This is a genomic window from Tateyamaria sp. Alg231-49 (genome assembly GCF_900143535.1).
Lineage (GTDB): Bacteria > Pseudomonadota > Alphaproteobacteria > Rhodobacterales > Rhodobacteraceae > Tateyamaria.
Window position 1 is genome coordinate 289,015 of sequence record NZ_FRFA01000002.1, and the last position, 17,585, is coordinate 306,599.

12 protein-coding genes are annotated in these 17,585 nt (G+C 58.9%); 4 read left to right on the forward strand and 8 right to left on the reverse strand.

The genetic code is table 11. The features are described 5' to 3' along the window. Positions 1-3: 3 nt before the first annotated feature. Positions 4-1,059 carry a sugar phosphate isomerase/epimerase gene (locus tag DHN60_RS05040; protein WP_108836186.1) on the forward strand — a complete coding sequence of 352 codons (1,056 nt, stop codon included), beginning with the start codon at positions 4-6 and terminating at the stop codon, positions 1,057-1,059. Between the two features lies 1 nt (position 1,060). Then, entirely contained in the window at positions 1,061-2,185 is a 1,125-nt protein-coding gene (locus DHN60_RS05045) for a Gfo/Idh/MocA family protein (RefSeq protein ID WP_108836187.1), read from the forward strand. Positions 2,186-2,280: 95 nt separating this feature from the next. Here the strand turns inward: DHN60_RS05045 and DHN60_RS05050 are convergent, their stop codons facing one another. The 8 genes from DHN60_RS05050 to xdhA all read right to left on the reverse strand — a co-directional run bounded on the left by DHN60_RS05050 (position 2,281) and on the right by xdhA (position 12,764). Further along, positions 2,281-3,351, reverse strand: coding sequence for a fatty acid desaturase (locus DHN60_RS05050; RefSeq protein WP_108836188.1), 1,071 nt, complete (start codon positions 3,349-3,351; stop codon positions 2,281-2,283). 151 nt (positions 3,352-3,502) lie between these two features. Then, the gene (locus DHN60_RS05055) at positions 3,503-4,585 is read right to left on the reverse strand and encodes a BMP family ABC transporter substrate-binding protein (protein WP_108836189.1); all 1,083 of its coding nucleotides are present in this window, start codon (positions 4,583-4,585) and stop codon (positions 3,503-3,505) included. Positions 4,586-4,615: 30 nt separating this feature from the next. After that, positions 4,616-5,536: an ABC transporter permease gene (locus DHN60_RS05060; protein ID WP_108836190.1), complete on the reverse strand. Its 921-nt coding sequence runs from the start codon at positions 5,534-5,536 to the stop codon at positions 4,616-4,618. After that, positions 5,536-6,618 (reverse strand): ABC transporter permease, encoded by a 1,083-nt coding sequence (locus DHN60_RS05065; protein WP_108836191.1) that lies wholly within the window; start codon positions 6,616-6,618, stop codon positions 5,536-5,538. Before DHN60_RS05065 ends, DHN60_RS05060 begins: the two co-directional genes overlap by 1 nt. Before the next feature lie 57 nt (positions 6,619-6,675). Next, a complete protein-coding gene (locus DHN60_RS05070; protein WP_108836192.1) occupies positions 6,676-8,193 on the reverse strand; it encodes an ABC transporter ATP-binding protein in 1,518 nt (505 codons plus the stop codon). Beyond that, positions 8,190-9,113, reverse strand: a complete 924-nt coding sequence (xdhC, locus tag DHN60_RS05075) for a xanthine dehydrogenase accessory protein XdhC (RefSeq protein WP_108836193.1) — start codon at positions 9,111-9,113, stop codon at positions 8,190-8,192. Before xdhC ends, DHN60_RS05070 begins: the two co-directional genes overlap by 4 nt. Continuing rightward, positions 9,106-11,391: a xanthine dehydrogenase molybdopterin binding subunit gene (gene xdhB, locus DHN60_RS05080; protein WP_108836194.1), complete on the reverse strand. Its 2,286-nt coding sequence runs from the start codon at positions 11,389-11,391 to the stop codon at positions 9,106-9,108. Before xdhB ends, xdhC begins: the two co-directional genes overlap by 8 nt. Continuing rightward, positions 11,388-12,764 (reverse strand): xanthine dehydrogenase small subunit, encoded by a 1,377-nt coding sequence (gene xdhA / locus DHN60_RS05085; RefSeq protein WP_108836350.1) that lies wholly within the window; start codon positions 12,762-12,764, stop codon positions 11,388-11,390. The genes xdhB and xdhA overlap by 4 nt, the downstream gene beginning before the upstream one ends. Positions 12,765-12,976: 212 nt before the next feature. On the opposite strand from xdhA, the gene dnaE reads away from it, so the two are divergent. Together dnaE and DHN60_RS05095 are read left to right on the forward strand one after the other, a co-directional pair. Beyond that, positions 12,977-16,477, forward strand: coding sequence for a DNA polymerase III subunit alpha (dnaE, locus tag DHN60_RS05090; protein WP_108836195.1), 3,501 nt, complete (start codon positions 12,977-12,979; stop codon positions 16,475-16,477). Between the two features lie 109 nt (positions 16,478-16,586). Beyond that, positions 16,587-17,513 (forward strand): hypothetical protein, encoded by a 927-nt coding sequence (locus DHN60_RS05095; RefSeq protein ID WP_108836196.1) that lies wholly within the window; start codon positions 16,587-16,589, stop codon positions 17,511-17,513. Positions 17,514-17,585: the final 72 nt, after the last annotated feature.

Consider the following 17,585-nt stretch of genomic DNA (forward strand, 5'->3'; position numbering starts at 1 on the left):
CTCATGAAAACGATACAAGGACCAGCTCTGTTTCTGGCGCAATTTGCAGGCGATGAGGCACCATTCAACTCGTGGGATTCGATCACGAAATGGGCGGCTGATTGCGGTTATAAGGGTGTTCAGGTGCCCAGTTGGGACGCGCGCTTGTTTGATTTGGCCAAAGCGGCAGAGAGCAAGACATACTGCGATGAGTTCAAGGGGCAGGCGGCAGCAAACGGGATCGAAGTCACCGAGCTGTCAACGCATCTTCAGGGACAGTTGGTTGCGGTGCACCCGGCCTATGATGCCGCCTTTGATGGCTTTGCCGATCCGTCCGTGCATGGGAACCCAAAAGCCCGTCAGGCATGGGCAGTCGATCAGGTGATGAAGGCGATCAGTGCCTCGGCCAATATGGAGATCAAGAACCACGTTTCTTTTTCCGGCGCGCTGGCGTGGCCGTATGTCTATCCGTGGCCGCAACGTCCAGCGGGGCTGGTTGAGACGGCCTTTGACGAACTGGCAGCACGCTGGCGTCCAATTCTGGATCATGCCGAGGACAATGACGTTAACATTTGCTATGAAATTCACCCCGGTGAGGACCTGCACGACGGTGTGACGTTCGAGATGTTTCTGGAGCGGGTCGACAATCACGCGCGCTGCAACATGCTCTATGATCCCAGTCACTACGTGCTGCAATGTCTGGATTATCTCGACAACATCGACATCTACAAAGACCGGATCAAGATGTTCCACGTCAAGGATGCGGAGTTCAATCCGACGGGTCGGCAGGGCGTCTATTCGGGCTATCAGCCGTGGGTGGACCGCGCTGGACGCTTCCGGTCGCTGGGCGACGGGCAGGTTGATTTTGCGGCGATCTTTTCCAAGATGGCGGCCAATGATTTCGATGGCTGGGCCGTTGTGGAATGGGAGTGCTGCCTAAAGCATCCCGAAGACGGTGCCCGCGAGGGTGCGCAGTTTGTGTCCGATCACATCATTCGCGTTACCGAACGCGCCTTTGATGATTTTGCCGATGGCGGAACGGACGAAGCGGCGAACCGTAAAATGCTGGGGATTACTTAAGATGGCACGGATCAAACTAGGTATGGTGGGCGGCGGAAATGACGCCTTTATCGGGGGCGTGCATCGCATTGCGTCCCGCATAGATGATCGGTTTGAACTGGTTGCCGGTGCTCTGTCCTCGACCCCGGAAAAGGCACAGGCCTCAGGTGAGGCGCTGGGCCTGCCGCGCATCTATGACGATTTCAAAGCGATGGCGATCCGCGAGGCCCGGCTCAAGGATGGAATCGAGGCCGTGTCCATCGTGACCCCGAACCACGTGCATTTTGCGGCAGCGCGCGAGTTTCTGAAGCGCGGCATTCATGTGATTTGCGACAAGCCGCTGACGTCGACTTTGGCGGACGCCAAGAAACTGGTGAAGGCGGCGGAAAGCTCGGATGCGTTGTTTGTGCTGACCCACAACTATACGGGCTACCCGATGGTGCGGCAGGCCAAGGCCATGGTTGATGCAGGTGAGATTGGTACCATTCGCGTCGTGCAGGTCGAATATCCGCAGGACTGGCTGACGCAGGACGAGACCTTCAAGCAGGCCGAATGGCGCACCGACCCGGCGCGCTCGGGCGCGGGCGGATCGACAGGGGATATCGGGACCCATGCTCACAATCTGGCGTGCTTCATCACTGGCTTAGAGGTCGAGAGTCTTGCTGCTGATCTGGATGCGTTTGTTCTGGGCCGTCAGGTAGATGACAACGGCCATGTGATGCTGCGGTTCAAAGGCGGAGCAAAGGGGATGCTTTGGTGTTCACAAGTCGCGCCAGGCAACGAGAACGCTTTGCGCGTCCGGGTGTATGGGGACAAAGGCGGCCTTGAATGGGCGCAAGAAGATCCGAATTACCTGTGGCACACGCCGTTCGGAGAGCCCACGCGCAAGATCACCCGAAATGGGGCAGGGGCCGGCGATGCCGCAGCCCGGATGAGCCGAATACCACCCGGTCACCCCGAGGGGTATCTGGAAGGCTTTGCCAATATCTATTCCGAGGCGGCAGATGCGATTGAGGCGCATCGATCGGGCACACCGGTGGCGGCGGATGTGATGTATCCAACCATTCAGGATGGGTTACGCGGAGTGCAGTTCATCGACGCTTGTGTGCGGTCTTCTGCACGCAATGCGGCGTGGGTGTCGTTGTAACGGCACGCACATACACGATGAGCTTGGAAGAAGCCTGCTTTGTCTCCAAAAGCAGACTTTGCGCCACCTCGCCGTTCTGCGGCCCAAAGCTCTTGTCAGACAGCGTTCGGGAGTAGCTTGTCTACTTCTGGTCGATAGGGGGCCGCTCCATCGGGTAATGAAGGAACAATCACGGCATCCTCATTCTTAAGTTGGCGCCACAGAACGGGCAGCAATCTGCGAAATGCCGCGTAAATTGAGGGGTCGGCAGCAGGAAGGTCCTGCTCAATCAACCTACGCAATTTGGGCAGATTGTAGTACGGAACCATCGTGAACATGTGATGTTCCACGTGATAGTTCATGTTTAAGTAAATGAAGCGGCTAATCGGGTTCATCATCACAGTGCGCGTGTTTAGGCGATGGTCCGTGACGTTTTCGGCGAGGCCGAGGTGCTGGAGCAGCCCAGTCAGAACATGGTGCCAAGCCCCGTAAAGCCGCGGTAACCCGATCAGCATCAATGGAAGAACAGACCACTGCCAAATCGAGATGGCAAAGGTACACAGATAGATCAGCAACCAAATCCGCGCAGTTCGAATTACACGGCCGTGATCTTTGTCGCGGACATATGTGGCCTCTTCGGGGTGAATGCGCCCGTTGGCGTGTAAAAGCATCCGACCCATTGCCAAATAGACGTCGCGCACCCCAATAAACATCAAAGCAATCCGAACCAAATCCGGTGGCCGCATGACGACAATCTCTGGATCGCGGCCCACAACGATTGTGTCTGTGTGATGCCGGACATGGCTCGCCCGCCAGATCTCTGGATTGCGCATGATCATGAAGCTGGCAATCTGATAGACAACCTCATTCATCCATGGCGTCTCGAATGCTGTTTTATGACCGCATTCATGCCACCGTGAATCTGCCGCTGACCCGTAAAGCACCCCGTAGGCCAACCAAAACGGTGCGCACCACCACGTGGGCCAAAGTAACAGGGCTATCCCGGAAAAAACGCACATCAAACCCAGCCAAATAAACGTATCGCGCAGCGCGATCGCATCAGACTTTTTCATCAGCTTTCGGATTTCGGCAGGTTCAATGCTTGGCCGGAACCAATTTGGATTTGCTATCTTGGCTTCAACAGCTCGATGCGCCTCAGCGCCAACAAGTGAGTAATCCTTAGGCATTCAAGACGATAGGGTGCGCATGTTTGTCAGTCAACAAGGACTGGGAGCAGCCGCAAAATCCGTCCATTTCAGATTTTTTTCAGCTACACGCGCGCAACAAAAAAGGCCCCGCACACGACGGGGCCTTTTGTTTGTTCATCAGCGATGCCGCTTACTGCGGAATTTCGCCTTCGATGCCTTCGACATAAAAGTTCATGCCAGCCAATGTGCCGTCATCCGCTGTCTCGCCTTCGGCGAGCCAAGGAGTGCCATCTTGCTTGTTCAGCGGGCCGGTGAAGGCGTGATAGGATCCGTCACCCAGCGCGGCCTTCATTGCCAGTGCTTCGGCTTTGACGTCCGCTGGGACGCGGTCGCTGATTTCGCCGATGCCAACCATGCCTGGGCCGATGCCGTCCCATGTGTCCTTTTGTTCCCATGTGCCGTCCATCACAGCTTTGGTGCGGGCGATGTAGTAAGGCGCCCAGTCATCGATGATCGAGGAGACGCGTGGGAATGGCGCATACTGGCCCATGTCGGAAGCCTGGCCAAAGGTGACCACGTTGCCCGCTTCTTGGGCTGCGGCCTGAGGTGCGGTTGAGTCTGTGTGTTGCAGAACAACGTCTGCGCCCTGTTCGATCAGAACCTTAGCAGCGTCTGCTTCTTTGGCCGGGTCGAACCATGTGTAGACCCAGATCACTTTGAATTCGACATCAGGGTTCACGCGCGATGCGTGGATATAGGCCGAGTTGATGCCCCGGATTACTTCGGGGATCGGGAAGGAGCCGATGTAACCGATGATGTTGCTTTCGGTCATGTTGCCGGCGATGTGGCCCTGAATGGCGCGCCCTTCATAAAAGCGGGCCGAGTAGGTCGACACGTTTGGATGCAGGCGTTTGTAGCCTGTGGCGTGCTCGAATTTAACATCCGGGAACTTGGCCGCAACGTTGTTGGTCGGGTCCATGTAGCCAAAGGATGTGGTAAAGATCAGGTCCGCCCCGTCCAACGCCATCTGCGTCATTACACGCTCTGAGTCAGGGCCTTCGGCCACGTTCTCGACATAGACGGTTTCAACGGCATCGCCGAATTCCGCTTCGACCGCGAGACGGCCCTTGTCGTGCTCGTAGGTCCAGCCGCCGTCGCCGATTGGGCCAACGTAGACGAAACCGACTTTGGTCTTTTCGTGACCGTCAGCGATGGCGCCGCCGGCAAAGCCAAGCGCAAGTGCCGCACTGGCCATCAGTGTGGTGAATTTCATGAGTGGATTACCCCCTAGTTTATGCGCCTCTTATCCCGAGGCGTGGAATGTACGGCCCAGTGACCCGGGCGCGCGTGATTTGTCGCTGGATAGAATCACCAATACGATGATCGTCACGATGTAAGGGGACATTGCCAAATACTCGACCGGAATGGCAACGCCCGCGCCTTGAAGGTTTAGCTGCAACTGAGTGATTCCGCCAAAAAGATAGGCACCGAGCAAAACCCGCCACGGTTTCCACGAGGCGAATACCACCAGTGCGAGTGCGATCCACCCCACGCCCGCTGTCATCCCTTCGGTCCACTGAGGCACGCGGATGAGCGAGATATAGGCCCCGCCAAGTCCTGCGCAGGCTCCACCGAAAAAGATTGCCGCGGTGCGGATGCGTTTGACCTTGTAACCAAGCGCGTGCGCGGCGTCGTGGTTTTCGCCCACTGCGCGCAAGACCAGACCGACGCGGGTGAATTTCAGCGTCGCCCATGTGGCAGCAACGATGGCAAGGCCGAGGTAGACGATCATGTCGTGGCCAAAGACGATTGGGCCGATCACCGGGATATCTGCCAAAGGCCCAAGCGGTGTCGCCTCGGTCCGGGGCGGTTTGATCCCCACATAGGACTGGCCCATGAGGGCCGACAGACCCAGCCCGAAAAGGGTGAGCGCAAGCCCGGAAGCAACCTGATTGGCCAGCGCCACTTGGGTGAGGAAGGCAAAGAGTAGGCTGAGCACCGCGCCTCCCACAGCTGCGGCGATAAAGCCGACCGTTGGTGAACCTGTGTTGACGGTGATGATAAATCCGCACACCGCGCCCGTGATCATCATCCCCTCAACCCCGAGGTTCAGCACACCCGCACGTTCGACAACAAGTTCGCCGATGGCGGCAAGCAGGATAGGGGTGGACGCCGCGATCATGGCCGCGATGAGAAGAATTGGGTTGATGGCTGAAAGGTCCATTATGCCACTTCTCCTGTTCCGAACCGCACGCGGTAATTGGTCAAAACATCCAAAGCGAGCAGGAAAAACAGAAGCATGCCCTGAAACACTTGAATGGCAGCAGCCGGGAGGCCCAACTGTGACTGCGCAATATCCCCACCGATATAGGTCAGCGCCATGAGCAAACCCGCCGCCACAATCCCTAACGGGTTGAGCCGCCCGAGGAAGGCCACGATGATTGCCGTGAACCCATAGCCCACATTGAAATCAATGCTGATCTGCCCTGAGGGCCCCGCCACTTCAAACATGCCCGCAAGGCCCGCGAGCAGGCCCGACATGCCGAGGCAAAACAGGATCAGTCGCGCAGGGTTCACACCGCCAAACTTGGCGGCGCGTGGCGCTTCGCCGGTCACACGGATGGCGAACCCAAGACGGTGACGTGTGAGTAAGACGTAAGAAAAAATCACTGCAATCAGGGCGGCGACGACCCCCCAGTGCATTCCAGTGTTCGTGATTATCTCTGCATTATGCGCGGATGGGTATTGCTGCAGGTTCCGTGATCCCGGAAAGCCGAACCCTTCGGGGTTTTTCAACAATCCCAACGACATGGAGGCCAAGAGCTGCTCGGCCACGTAGACAAGCATCAGGCTGACTAAGATTTCATTGGTCCCAAATCGCACCTTGAGAAAGCCGGGGATCAGCGCCCATAGGCAACCGCCCAACGCACCGGCCAGAATCATCAGCGGGAAGATGAAAATGCTCTCTGTCGGGTAAAACGCCAGACCCGCGCCAGCGCCGCAAATGGCTCCGACGATGTATTGGCCCTCAGCCCCGATGTTCCAGATTCCTGCTTTGAACCCCAGTGCAAGACCAATGGCGATCAGCACCAGAGGCGCTCCTTTGATCAGCAATTGTGGGCGGTAGAAAAAAGAGAACTCGCCAAAGAGTGGTTCCCAGAAAATAGTCAGAATGGCCTCGATCGGGTCCTTGCCGAGTGCTGCGAACAAGGCTCCTCCAAAGATCATCGTCGCCACAACGGCCAAGAGCGGCGTGGCCCATGACATCGTCGCGGACGGCTGTGGCCGTTTCTCAAGCCGGATCACGTGTGCATCCCTCGCTTCATCTTGCCAGATACACTCCGCCCAGAGGCTCCTGAATGATCACACATGCGCCACCTCCATTCCATGCGCGCCACCCAGCATCAGTCCGATCTGCTCCACATCCAGACCGGCTGTTGGCACTGGCGCACTCAGTCGCCCTTCGTTCAGAGCCGCAAAACGGTCCGAAATTTCCATCAACTCATCCAGATCCTGGGAAATGATTACAAGGGCAGTGCCACCCGCCGCCAAATCAAGCAAAGCTTGCCGGATGGATGCGGCGGCTGCGGCATCCACGCCCCACGTGGGTTGGTTCACCACCAGCACTTCGGGGCGTTGCAACACCTCGCGCCCAATCACGAACTTCTGCAAGTTGCCCCCCGACAGGGACCGAGCCGCATTGTGCGGTCCCGGGGTCCGTACATCAAAGTCGGCGATGATCCGTTCGGCAAAATCGCGTGCACGTGCCCAGTTGAGCATTCCGCCCTTCGACAGTTTCTCACGCGCCATACCCGTGAGCATGGCGTTTTCTGTCAGCGACATATCCGGGGCTGCGGCGTGGCCCAAACGCTCTTCCGGCGCGGCCAGCACACCAAGCCCACGCCGTTCTTCGGGGCCTATGCCAGACAGATCGCGCCCCTGAAATTGGACCATCCCGGGGATACACGGCAATTCACCAGACAGAACGCCCAACAATTCGTCCTGACCGTTCCCGGCCACACCACCAATGCCCAGCACCTCACCGGCCTGCACCTCAAACGAGATATCTTTCAGCGCCATCCCAAAAGCGGACGGAGACGCCGCGGACAATCCCGTGACGGACAGCATCACATCCCCGGTCGCATGGGCCGCCCCTTTGGGTGTGGCCAGTGTACTGCCCACCATCAGCTCGGCCATTTCGCGAGCCGAGGTGTCACGTGGCACACAGGTGCCAACATTTTTGCCGCCCCGCAGTATCGTGGCCGCATCGCACAGTGCGCGGATTTCTTCGAGTTTGTGCGAGATGTAAAGGATCGCAGTGCCTTCTGCCTTTAGCTTGCGCAGGGTCTCGAACAGGATGTCCACCTCTTGCGGTGTCAGCACGCTGGTCGGTTCGTCCATAATCAGCAACTTAGGATCTTGCAGCAAACAGCGAATGATTTCAACGCGCTGGCGTTCACCTGCGGACAAATCACCCACTGTGCGATCCGGCGACAGGGGCAAGCCATAGTTCTCGGACACTTCACTGATGCGGCTGGCCAACGTGGCCATGGGTGGCGGAGCCTCCATGCCTAAGGCGATGTTTTCGGCGACGCTGAGCGCGTCAAAAAGCGAGAAATGCTGGAACACCATGCCAACGCCCGCCGCGCGCGCGGCCCGAGGGTCGACGGGGGCAAAGTCATCGCCGTGCATCTTCATCAATCCGCTGTCGGGCTTGACCAGCCCGTAGATCATCTTGACCAGAGTCGACTTCCCGGCACCATTTTCCCCCAAAAGGGCGTGGATTTCGCCAACACCGATTTCAAAGGATACGGTGTCGTTTGCAACGACCCCCGGGTAGGCTTTGGTCAGGCCTGAAAGTGACAAAAGGGGTGTTGTCATGCGCGCACCTCCGCCCGGTATTGGGACTGTTTGCGCCTCATCAGTAGCTGATGGGCAACCCCAATCGCAATCATATGTGGCTGTTTGCCCAAAGCAGGATCGCCGATTGGGCAGGTAATGCGCGCAATTTGCTCAGACGTATGGCCCAATGCAGACAGCCGTTTGCGAAAGCGGGCCCACTTGGTGGCTGATCCGATCAACCCGACAGAGGCGAAATCGCGTTGTAGCAGTGCATGGCACAGGCCCAGATCAAGGTCATGGGAATAGGTCAGGATCAAATGATCGGCGTCAGTCGCTGCATGAGGCACCAAAAGCAAAGGGTCTTGCGCAGGCACCGCGGTGACACCAGACGGCACCGTACTCGGAAAGCGATCCGCCGCGGTATCAACCCACGTCAGAGTGATCCCGGGCACAGGGTGCAAAACATCAACAAGGGCGCGCCCGACATGGCCCGCGCCCCAAATCCAAAGAGGTTGGTCCGGCGGGCGCACCCCCTCGATCAACCACCCATCGATGCGTTGGGCGTTTGGCATCTGCCCCTGATTGCGCGCGATTTTCAGAACCCGTTTGACGGACATGGGCATTGGTTCTGGCCCACGGGCGATCACGTCTTCGGGCAAGGCCCGGGCGCGTTCCAGATCAAACACTTCGCTGATCACCTCGACCGCGCCGCCACAGCATTGTCCCAGATCGGGACCAAGGGCATGGCGGCTTGAAGTATCACTGGTCAGCCCACGGGCGGCCTGCGCCAGTTCATATTCCAGCGCGCCGCCTCCGATGGTGCCGGACTGGCCATTGGCCCAGACGCACATGGATGCCCCGACTTCGCGCGGGGTTGATCCGTGAACAGCAGCGACGACGACGCGCACCACAGTCCCATGAGCCACACAGGCCGCGATCAGGGCGTCGCGGTCAAGCATCCTGAGCCTTGTGGACAGAGGCGAGTACGCTTTCGGCGGTCGCGGGAGCGTGCAGGTCGGGATAGTTGGGGCCACAGGCGGACACCGCATCGCTCAGCGCCAGAAGGGCCGAGATGCCCAGCATCAGGGGCGGCTCCCCCACCGCTTTGGATTTGTAGATGGTATCAGCGCGGTTCTCTCCGTCCCACAGGGAGACGTTGAAAATGTCAGGGCGGTCGCCACAGGCAGGGATTTTGTATGTGGAGGGCGCATGGGTGCGCAGCCTGCCCGCGTCGTCCCAAACCAGTTCTTCGGTCGTCAACCACCCGGCCCCCTGAACGTATCCGCCCTCAACCTGCCCGATATCGAGTGCCGGGTTAAGGGACGCACCTGCATCATGCAGGACATCTGCGCGCAGAATGCGGTTTTCGCCGGTCAGAGTGTCCACAACCACTTCGGTTACTGCTGCCCCGTAGGCAAAGTAGAAAAACGGGCGGCCATGGCCTTTGATCCGGTCCCATTGGATGTCCGGGGTTTTATAAAATCCTGTGGCTGACAGACTGATGCGCGCCTGATGCGCCATCGCGGCGACCTCGGCAAAACTGTAATCTGCCTCGCCCGCTTGAACCCTGCCTTCGGCAAAGACCACGGCATCGGGGTGGCACTGATGCAGTTGGGCCAAGTGCTCGGCCATACGGTCACGCAAGGTGTCGCAGGCGGCCTTGACGGCCATGCCGTTCAGATCACTGCCAGACGATGCCGCTGTCGCTGATGTGTTGGGCACTTTGGCGGTGTCAGTGGCGGTGATCTTGATCGCATCCAATGCAACGCCAAACCGGCTGGCGGCCACCTGGGCGATCTTTTGGAACAGGCCCTGTCCCATTTCGGTGCCGCCATGGTTCAGATGGATCGATCCGTCGGAATAGACATGTACCAACGCACCCGCCTGATTGAGGTGGGTCAGGGTAAAGCTGATCCCGAACTTGACCGGGGTCAGCGCGATCCCTTTTTTCAGCACCGGGTTGGCGGCGTTCCACTCTGCGACGGCGGCCCGGCGGGCATCATAGTCAGACGTCTTGGCCAATTGCGCGACCAGATCATCAAGGATGAAATCCTCAACCGGCTGTCCATAGGGCGTTGTCTGGATTTCTTGACCAGAGGAGGCATAGAAGTTTCTTTGGCGGACCACCAAGGGGTCAAGCCCCAGTTCGGCTGCCACATGATCCACGATCCGCTCCATCCCCAACATGCCTTGCGGCCCGCCAAAGCCGCGAAAGGCGGTCGCACTTTGGGTGTTGGTGCGCAAACGGTGGCTTTCGATCCGAATGTTGGGCAGCCAATAGCCATTGTCGGCATGTAGCATTGCGCGGTCTGCCACGGGCAAGGACAGGTCCAGCGCCCAGCCACACCGGGTGTACTGGCGCACGTCCAACGCCGTTATGTGGCCTTCTTCATCGAAACCGATGTCGTAGTCGATGCGGAAATCATGCCGCTTGCCAGTGATGATCATATCGTCATCCCGGTCGTATCGCATTTTGCAGGGTTGGCCCGTCAGACGCACAGCGACGGCGCAGGCGACGGCCAGCGCGTTGCCCTGACTTTCCTTACCGCCAAATCCACCACCCATCCGCCGGGTTTCGACCCGAACCGCATGCATCGGCTGGCCGATGGCCTCGGCCACCTTGTGCTGGATTTCGGTTGGGTGCTGGGTGGAAGAGATCACATGCATGTCCCCATTTTCACCCGGCTGCACAAGGGCAGCCTGCCCTTCGAGGTAAAAGTGTTCCTGACCCCCAATATCCAAAGACCCGCTGAGGGTGTTTTCGGCGGCGTCCAGAGCGCTTGCCGCGTCTCCTTGCGCATAAATGCGCGGGCCGTCCTCGAACCGCGCATTGGCGGCCAATGCATCCTCAATGGTGAAAACGGGCTTTGTTTCGGTGATGTCGATCTTGCCTAGACGGGCGGCGAAACGGGCCTGCAAATGTGTTTCGGCGATCACCAGAAACACAGGCTGGCCCACGTAGTGCACAGCGTCCGTCGCCAGCAGCGGCTCGTCGTGAGCCGACGGAGAGACGTCGTTGTCAAAGGGCAAATCGGGTGCTGTCAACACTGCGACAACACCGGGCGCTGCACGAACGGCATCGAGGTCCATGTTGTTCAGAGTGCCGCAGGCTGCGGTGCTCATCCCAAAGGCAAGGTGCAAGGTGCCGGCGGGCGTCGGGATATCATCTACATAGCGTGCAGCACCTGTCACATGCAGGTGGGCGGCGTCATGGGGCAGGGGTTTGGCGACGCTCATGGGCCGACCTCAAGCACGTTCGCGACCTGTCCCTGATCTTCGAGCCATGCGCGCAGGAGCATGTTTTGTGCCGCTTCCATCCGGTAACTGGCAGAGGCACGCATGTCCGAGAGTGGGGTAAAATCATGTGCCAAGGCGGTCATGGCTTTGGCCACGCCCGTCTCGCTCCACTTTCGTCCGATCAAAGCCGCCTCAGCATGTGGGCTGCGTTTGGGCGTGCCTGCCATGCCGCCAAAGGCGAGACGCGCAGCAAGTACAACGTCGTCTACGGTTTTGATCCAGAAACACCCGCAGACCGCCGATATGTCCTGGTCAAAACGTTTTGACAGCTTGTAGCACCGCAAGTGATCGCCCTGACGTGGAATGGTGATCGACTCGACGAACTCGTTCTTGGCGCGGTCCTGTTTGCCATACTCGACAAAGAAATCTTCAAGCGGCAAGCTGCGCAGCCCGTTCACACTGCGCAGATGCAGAATGGCCCCCAAAGCGATCAGCGCAGGAGAGCCATCGCCGATGGGCGAACCGTTCGCGATGTTGCCGCCGATGGTCGCGGCATTGCGCACCTGCACAGAGCCATAGCGGCGAATCAACTCGGCCAAGCTTGGGTGGTGGGGCATGATCGCGCTGTGCAGTTCGCTCATAGTTGTTGCGGCGCCGATGCGAATTTCTTCGTCTGTGACGGTGACCCCGGACAACGCTGGAATCCGGTTCAGAAAGGCAACGGGCCCCAGTTCGCGAAAACCCTTGGTCACCCAAAGACCCACATCTGTGGCCCCGGCAATCAATGTGCCATCAGGGTTTTCATCCATCCATGTTGCGAGGGAGGCAGGCGTGGTTGGAGATTCTGCCTTCGTCGCCTCCCCTGTGGCTTTTTCAGCCTGAAGAAGTGTGGCGTCGTGCATATGCTCAGGGATAGGGGCCCCCGAGGCGTCTTCGGCGGCGCGGATGATGGGCGCATAGCCTGTGCAGCGACACAAATTGCCCGCAAGCTGGGTGTCGTAATCAGTGGCGCCGTTCAGGTGGGCGCAGGCCATCGTGGTGATAAAACCTGGTGTGCAGAACCCGCACTGGCTGCCGTGATGTTTGATCATGGCCTGCTGCACCGGGTGCAAAGTGCCGTCTGGGGCGGCGATCCCTTCGACGGTGCGGATGGCTTTGCCCTCTAGTTGGGGCATGAACAGTATGCAGGCGTTTAACGCCTTTGCCCCGTCCTCATCCGTCACGATCACCGAACAGGCGCCGCAATCGCCCTCATTACATCCCTCTTTCGTACCTGTCAGGCGCTGATCTTCGCGTAGCCAGTCCAACAAGGTAGTTGTGGGTGAGGTATCTGCAGTGACGCGCCTTCCGTTGAGAAGAAATGTCGTATGCATGCTGTCGACCTGCCGCGGTACGCAGGAGCCCAGTTGTTTGCGCAGCCTCGATGCGGCGTAGAGGCAGGGCGCGGGCGAATTGTGGTTGAGGATGGCGGTGTGCGTGCCACTTGGCAAGAGTGTTTGCGTTTCGTGAGGCATGGGCCGATTTGGTGTGCATAACTTTGCAGCACTACTGGATATAGGGGCGTGCTGGCCCTAGTCTGCGATTCATGACTGACAGCCCCCGATTCATTCACCTGCGCACCCATTCCGAATACTCGCTGCTGGAAGGGGCCATGCGCCTCAAAAAGCTGCCTGATACCGTGCGTGCCGCAGGCATGCCCGCCATCGCGCTGACAGACACCAACAATATGTTTGCGGCTCTGGAATTTTCCGTTGGCATGGCCGGTGCAGGCGTTCAACCGATCATCGGATGCCAGGTTGATCTGCAATATGTCACACCTCGCCCCGGTGAACGGCCCCGTCCGCCCGCGCCTGTTGTTCTGCTGGCACAGTCCGAGGCGGGCTATGAACACCTGATGAAGCTGAATTCGTGCCTCTATCTGCGCGAAGGGTCCGAACTGCCCTATGTCACAATGGACGAACTTGCTGGGCACGCCAGCGATGTGATCTGCCTGACTGGTGGGCCTGAGGGGCCTGTGGGTATGCTGCTGCAGAGCGGTCAGCGCCCAGCGGCTGAGGCTCTGATTGACGATCTGAGCACGGCCTTTGGAGACCGGATTTATGTGGAATTGCAGCGCCATCCCGGTGAAGGCGGCGCACCTGAGGCCGAAGTCTTGACGGAACGCGGACTGGTCGAGATGGCATATGCCCGCGACATCCCATTGGTTGCGACCAATGACGTCTATTTCCCCAAGGCAGACATGTATGAAAGCCACGATGCTCTTATCTGCATCGCTGATGGCGCCTATGTGGATCAACAGGAACCGCGTCGTCGGTTGACCCCCCAACACTACTTCAAATCGCAAGCTGAGATGGTCACTCTTTTTGCGGACCTGCCAGAGGCGATCGAAAACACCGTCGAAATCGCGCGCCGCTGTGCGTTCATGGCCTACAGGCGTGACCCGATCCTGCCTAAGTTCGCGGATGACGAGGTCGAAGAGTTGCGTAAGCAGGCCAATGCGGGGCTTGTGGAACGTTTGAAGGTCATCCCGCATGCCGCAAGCGTCGAAGAGTACCAAAAGCGTCTCGATTTTGAGCTGGATATCATCGAAGGCATGGGGTTTCCCGGCTACTTCCTGATCGTTGCCGATTTCATCAAATGGGCCAAAGACCACAACATTCCAGTGGGCCCCGGACGCGGGTCTGGTGCGGGATCATTGGTTGCCTATGCGCTGACGGTGACCGACCTTGACCCCCTGCGATACGCCCTGCTGTTCGAACGGTTTCTGAACCCGGAGCGGGTCAGTATGCCGGACTTCGACATCGACTTTTGCATGGACCGGCGCGAGGAAGTCATTCGCTACGTCCAAGAGAAATACGGCCGCGACAAAGTGGGGCAGATCATCACCTTTGGCGCGCTGCTGTCCAAGGCAGCCGTGCGCGACATTGGGCGCGTTCTGCAGATGCCCTACGGGCAGGTGGACCGCCTGTCCAAGCTGATACCCGTCGAAGGGGTCAAACCCGTCAGCATTGAAAAAGCGCTGGCGGATGAGCCGCGCCTGCGCGAAGAAGCCCGCAACGAAGAAGTGGTGGCTCGACTGCTAGAATACGGTCAGCAGGTCGAAGGGCTGCTGCGCAATGCCTCGACCCACGCTGCCGGGGTTGTGATCGGGGACCGTCCGCTCGACGCGCTTGTTCCTCTGTATCAAGATCCGCGCTCAGACATGCCTGCGACCCAGTTCAACATGAAATGGGTGGAACAGGCTGGCCTCGTCAAGTTTGACTTTCTGGGGCTCAAGACGCTCACCGTAATCCAGAATGCGGTTGAACAGATCCTCGCTTCGGGTCGCCCCCTCCAAGTGGCCGCCGATGGCACGGAACTCTATACGCCAGCGCACGGAATGGAGAACGACATCGGTGGCATCCCATTGGATGACGAGGCGTCCTACAAGCTTTATGCCTCGGCCAAGACGGTCGCCGTGTTCCAAGTGGAAAGTTCGGGAATGATGGATGCGCTGAAGCGCATGAAACCGGACTGTATTGAGGACATCATCGCCCTTGTTGCCCTGTATCGGCCCGGCCCGATGGAGAACATTCCGAAGTTCTGTGAGGTCAAGAACAAGCTGTCCGAACGGGATCTGCTGCATCCGACGATCGATCACATTCTGGACGAGACCCAAGGCATCATCGTCTACCAGGAACAGGTGATGCAGATCGCGCAGGAAATGGCCGGATACTCCCTTGGTGGGGCCGACTTGCTGCGCCGCGCTATGGGTAAAAAGATTCAGGAAGCGATGGACGCCGAACGGCCCAAGTTCTTGAAAGGCGCCGCTGAAAACGGCGTGGATGAGGCCAAGGCGATCGAGGTCTGGAACCTTCTGGATAAGTTCGCCAACTACGGTTTCAACAAATCTCACGCGGCGGCTTATGCGGTGGTCAGCTATCAAACCGCGTGGCTCAAGGCGAACCACCCGGTCGAATTCATGGCCGGGGTGATGAACTGCGATATCCACTTGACCGACAAATTGGCGGTGTATTTCGAGGAAGTGCGCAAGGCACTGGATCTGCCTTGGGTGCCGCCTTGCGTGAACCGCAGCGATGCGACGTTCAAGGTGGTGGATCAGGCGCTGGTCTACGGTTTGGGCGCGCTCAAGAACGTCGGGGTCGAGGCAATGCGGCTGGTCGTTGATGGGCGCGGGGACAAACCGTTTGCCACGCTTTTTGACATGGCGCGCCGCGTGGATTTGAAACGGGTGGGCAAGCGCCCGCTGGAAATGCTGGCACGCGCTGGCGCTTTTGATCAGCTTGACCCCAACCGGCGGCGTGTGTTCGACGCGCTTGATGCGCTGTCTGCCTACTCCGCGGCCGTCCATGATCAGAAGAACTCAAACCAGGTCTCGCTGTTCGGCGAAGCGGGGGATGACCTGCCCGAACCGCGCCTGATGCCGGTAGACGATTGGCTGCCTGCTGAACGGCTGGGTGAAGAGTTCAAAGCCGTCGGTTTTTACCTCTCTGGTCATCCGCTCGATGACTACATGGGCGCGCTGAAACGCAAGGGCGTTGTCACACTGGATGAAGTCACAGCCAAGGCTGAGCGTGCGCCGCTGAATGCCAAACTGGCCGGGGTTGTGGCCGGATTACAGGTGCGCAAATCAGCGCGCGGCAACCGGTTCGCCTTCTGCCAAATGTCGGACACGACCGGGGCTTACGAAGTCACCCTGTTCTCTGACAGCCTTGAGAAAGCGCAGGATTATCTGGTGGCAGGCGAAAAGGTGATCGTGACGGTCGAGGCGACGATGGAGGCGGATCAGCTGAAATTGCTGGGGCGGTCGGTTGCTCCTATCGATACGGTTGTGGCGGATGTGGGCAGTCTTGGCTTGCGAATCTTTGTTGACGCACCTGCTGCCCTGTCGTCGGTGGCAGATGTGCTGGACGGGGCCGCACGCGCGGCCAAAGGGGCTGGGCGCGGTCCCATCACGGTCTGCCTGATGGATGATAGTTTGCCGGGTGAGGTCGAGATGGATCTGGGTGCCGAATTCCCCGTCACGCCACAGATCAAGGGCGCGATCAAATCGCTGTCCGGCGTGGTCGAGGTACAGGACGTCTAGGCGCGATTCCCCCGCCCGACTGGACGAAAGCGCGGTCCCGCGTTAGGTCTGTGCGCGGGGGAGAGATCGTTTCATGCGAGCCGCACGGCTGATTGTTCCATGTTTACTGATGCTTGGTGCATGTGGTGATCCACTTGCCGATATCGAGCGTGTGACCGATGATACCTTTAATCCGGACATCGCCGCGGCCACGGCCTTGCCGACCCAGGCTGAATTGGACCGTGAAGAGAGCGTCCTGTCGGGGCTTTTTCGCAAAGCTCCCGAACCCGATGCAGTCGCAGACGCTGTGACAACACCCGATGACACTGGCGGGTCTGATGGTGCTTCGGCAGACGTCGCGGTTGCCCAACCTCAATCAGCTGAACCAGCGTCTGGTCGCAAAGGCCTGCTCAGCTGGTTGCGCAGCACGACCATAGAAGACCAAGCAACCTCCGTGGCCCTTCTTGATGAGAGTGCCGTCGTTCCAAATCAGACGCCCGGCGCAAATGCTGCCGATCCTGCAAAAGACCGGCGCGTGACACGGCAGAACACCTCCGCAGGGCTAGCGCTGCGCGAGGCAGGACTGGGTGCCAATTTGCCCTTTGGTGAAGTGGCGCGCGTTTGCGATGTGGCAAAGCGCGACTTGGGCAAACTGGTGGAACGTTCTGAACCACGCAGGTCGGGATACGTCCTTTATGACAGCGCGCCCACTAGCTCTAAACCGCGGTCGTTCTACGTCACCGGCTTCAGCGATTCCTGCGCGCGCCAGTTCACGGCTTCTTTGGCGGTTTTCGGAACCCCTGCTTTTCACGAACAACTGCGCTACGGCCTGCCAGCCGAAGAATACCCCTATTCCACAACGGATCGCGCCTACGAAAAAGTGAAAGCCAAGCTGTGCAATGTGGGCCCCAACAAACCTTGTGGCGCACGCATCTCAAGGGTGGCGGGGTCTACTGCCTTTATCAGCGTCTACGAGCACTTTGGCGAAAATGCACGCTGGGCGGACATGCTGTTGCACGATGGGGCGCTGCTGGCGACTGCCGTTAAAACGCCCTGACGTGTGAGCGCGTTGGCCAACCGACCCTCCGGGGGGGATTTTTCTTAATCAGAGAAGGACCGGGTCCAGCCC

Excerpts from the sequence above, each read along its gene's own strand:
- DHN60_RS05040 (WP_108836186.1), top strand. The coding sequence starts at position 4 with ATGAAAACGATACAAGGACCAGCTCTGTTTCTGGCGCAATTTGCAGGC.
- xdhC (WP_108836193.1), bottom strand. The coding sequence starts at position 9,113 with ATGCTTGACCGCGACGCCCTGATCGCGGCCTGTGTGGCTCATGGGACT.
- xdhB (WP_108836194.1), bottom strand. The coding sequence starts at position 11,391 with ATGAGCGTCGCCAAACCCCTGCCCCATGACGCCGCCCACCTGCATGTG.
- DHN60_RS05050 (WP_108836188.1), bottom strand. The coding sequence starts at position 3,351 with ATGCCTAAGGATTACTCACTTGTTGGCGCTGAGGCGCATCGAGCTGTT.
- xdhA (WP_108836350.1), bottom strand. The coding sequence starts at position 12,764 with ATGCATACGACATTTCTTCTCAACGGAAGGCGCGTCACTGCAGATACC.
- DHN60_RS05045 (WP_108836187.1), top strand. The coding sequence starts at position 1,061 with ATGGCACGGATCAAACTAGGTATGGTGGGCGGCGGAAATGACGCCTTT.
- dnaE (WP_108836195.1), top strand. The coding sequence starts at position 12,977 with ATGACTGACAGCCCCCGATTCATTCACCTGCGCACCCATTCCGAATAC.
- DHN60_RS05060 (WP_108836190.1), bottom strand. The coding sequence starts at position 5,536 with ATGGACCTTTCAGCCATCAACCCAATTCTTCTCATCGCGGCCATGATC.
- DHN60_RS05095 (WP_108836196.1), top strand. The coding sequence starts at position 16,587 with ATGCTTGGTGCATGTGGTGATCCACTTGCCGATATCGAGCGTGTGACC.
- DHN60_RS05055 (WP_108836189.1), bottom strand. The coding sequence starts at position 4,585 with ATGAAATTCACCACACTGATGGCCAGTGCGGCACTTGCGCTTGGCTTT.
- DHN60_RS05070 (WP_108836192.1), bottom strand. The coding sequence starts at position 8,193 with ATGACAACACCCCTTTTGTCACTTTCAGGCCTGACCAAAGCCTACCCG.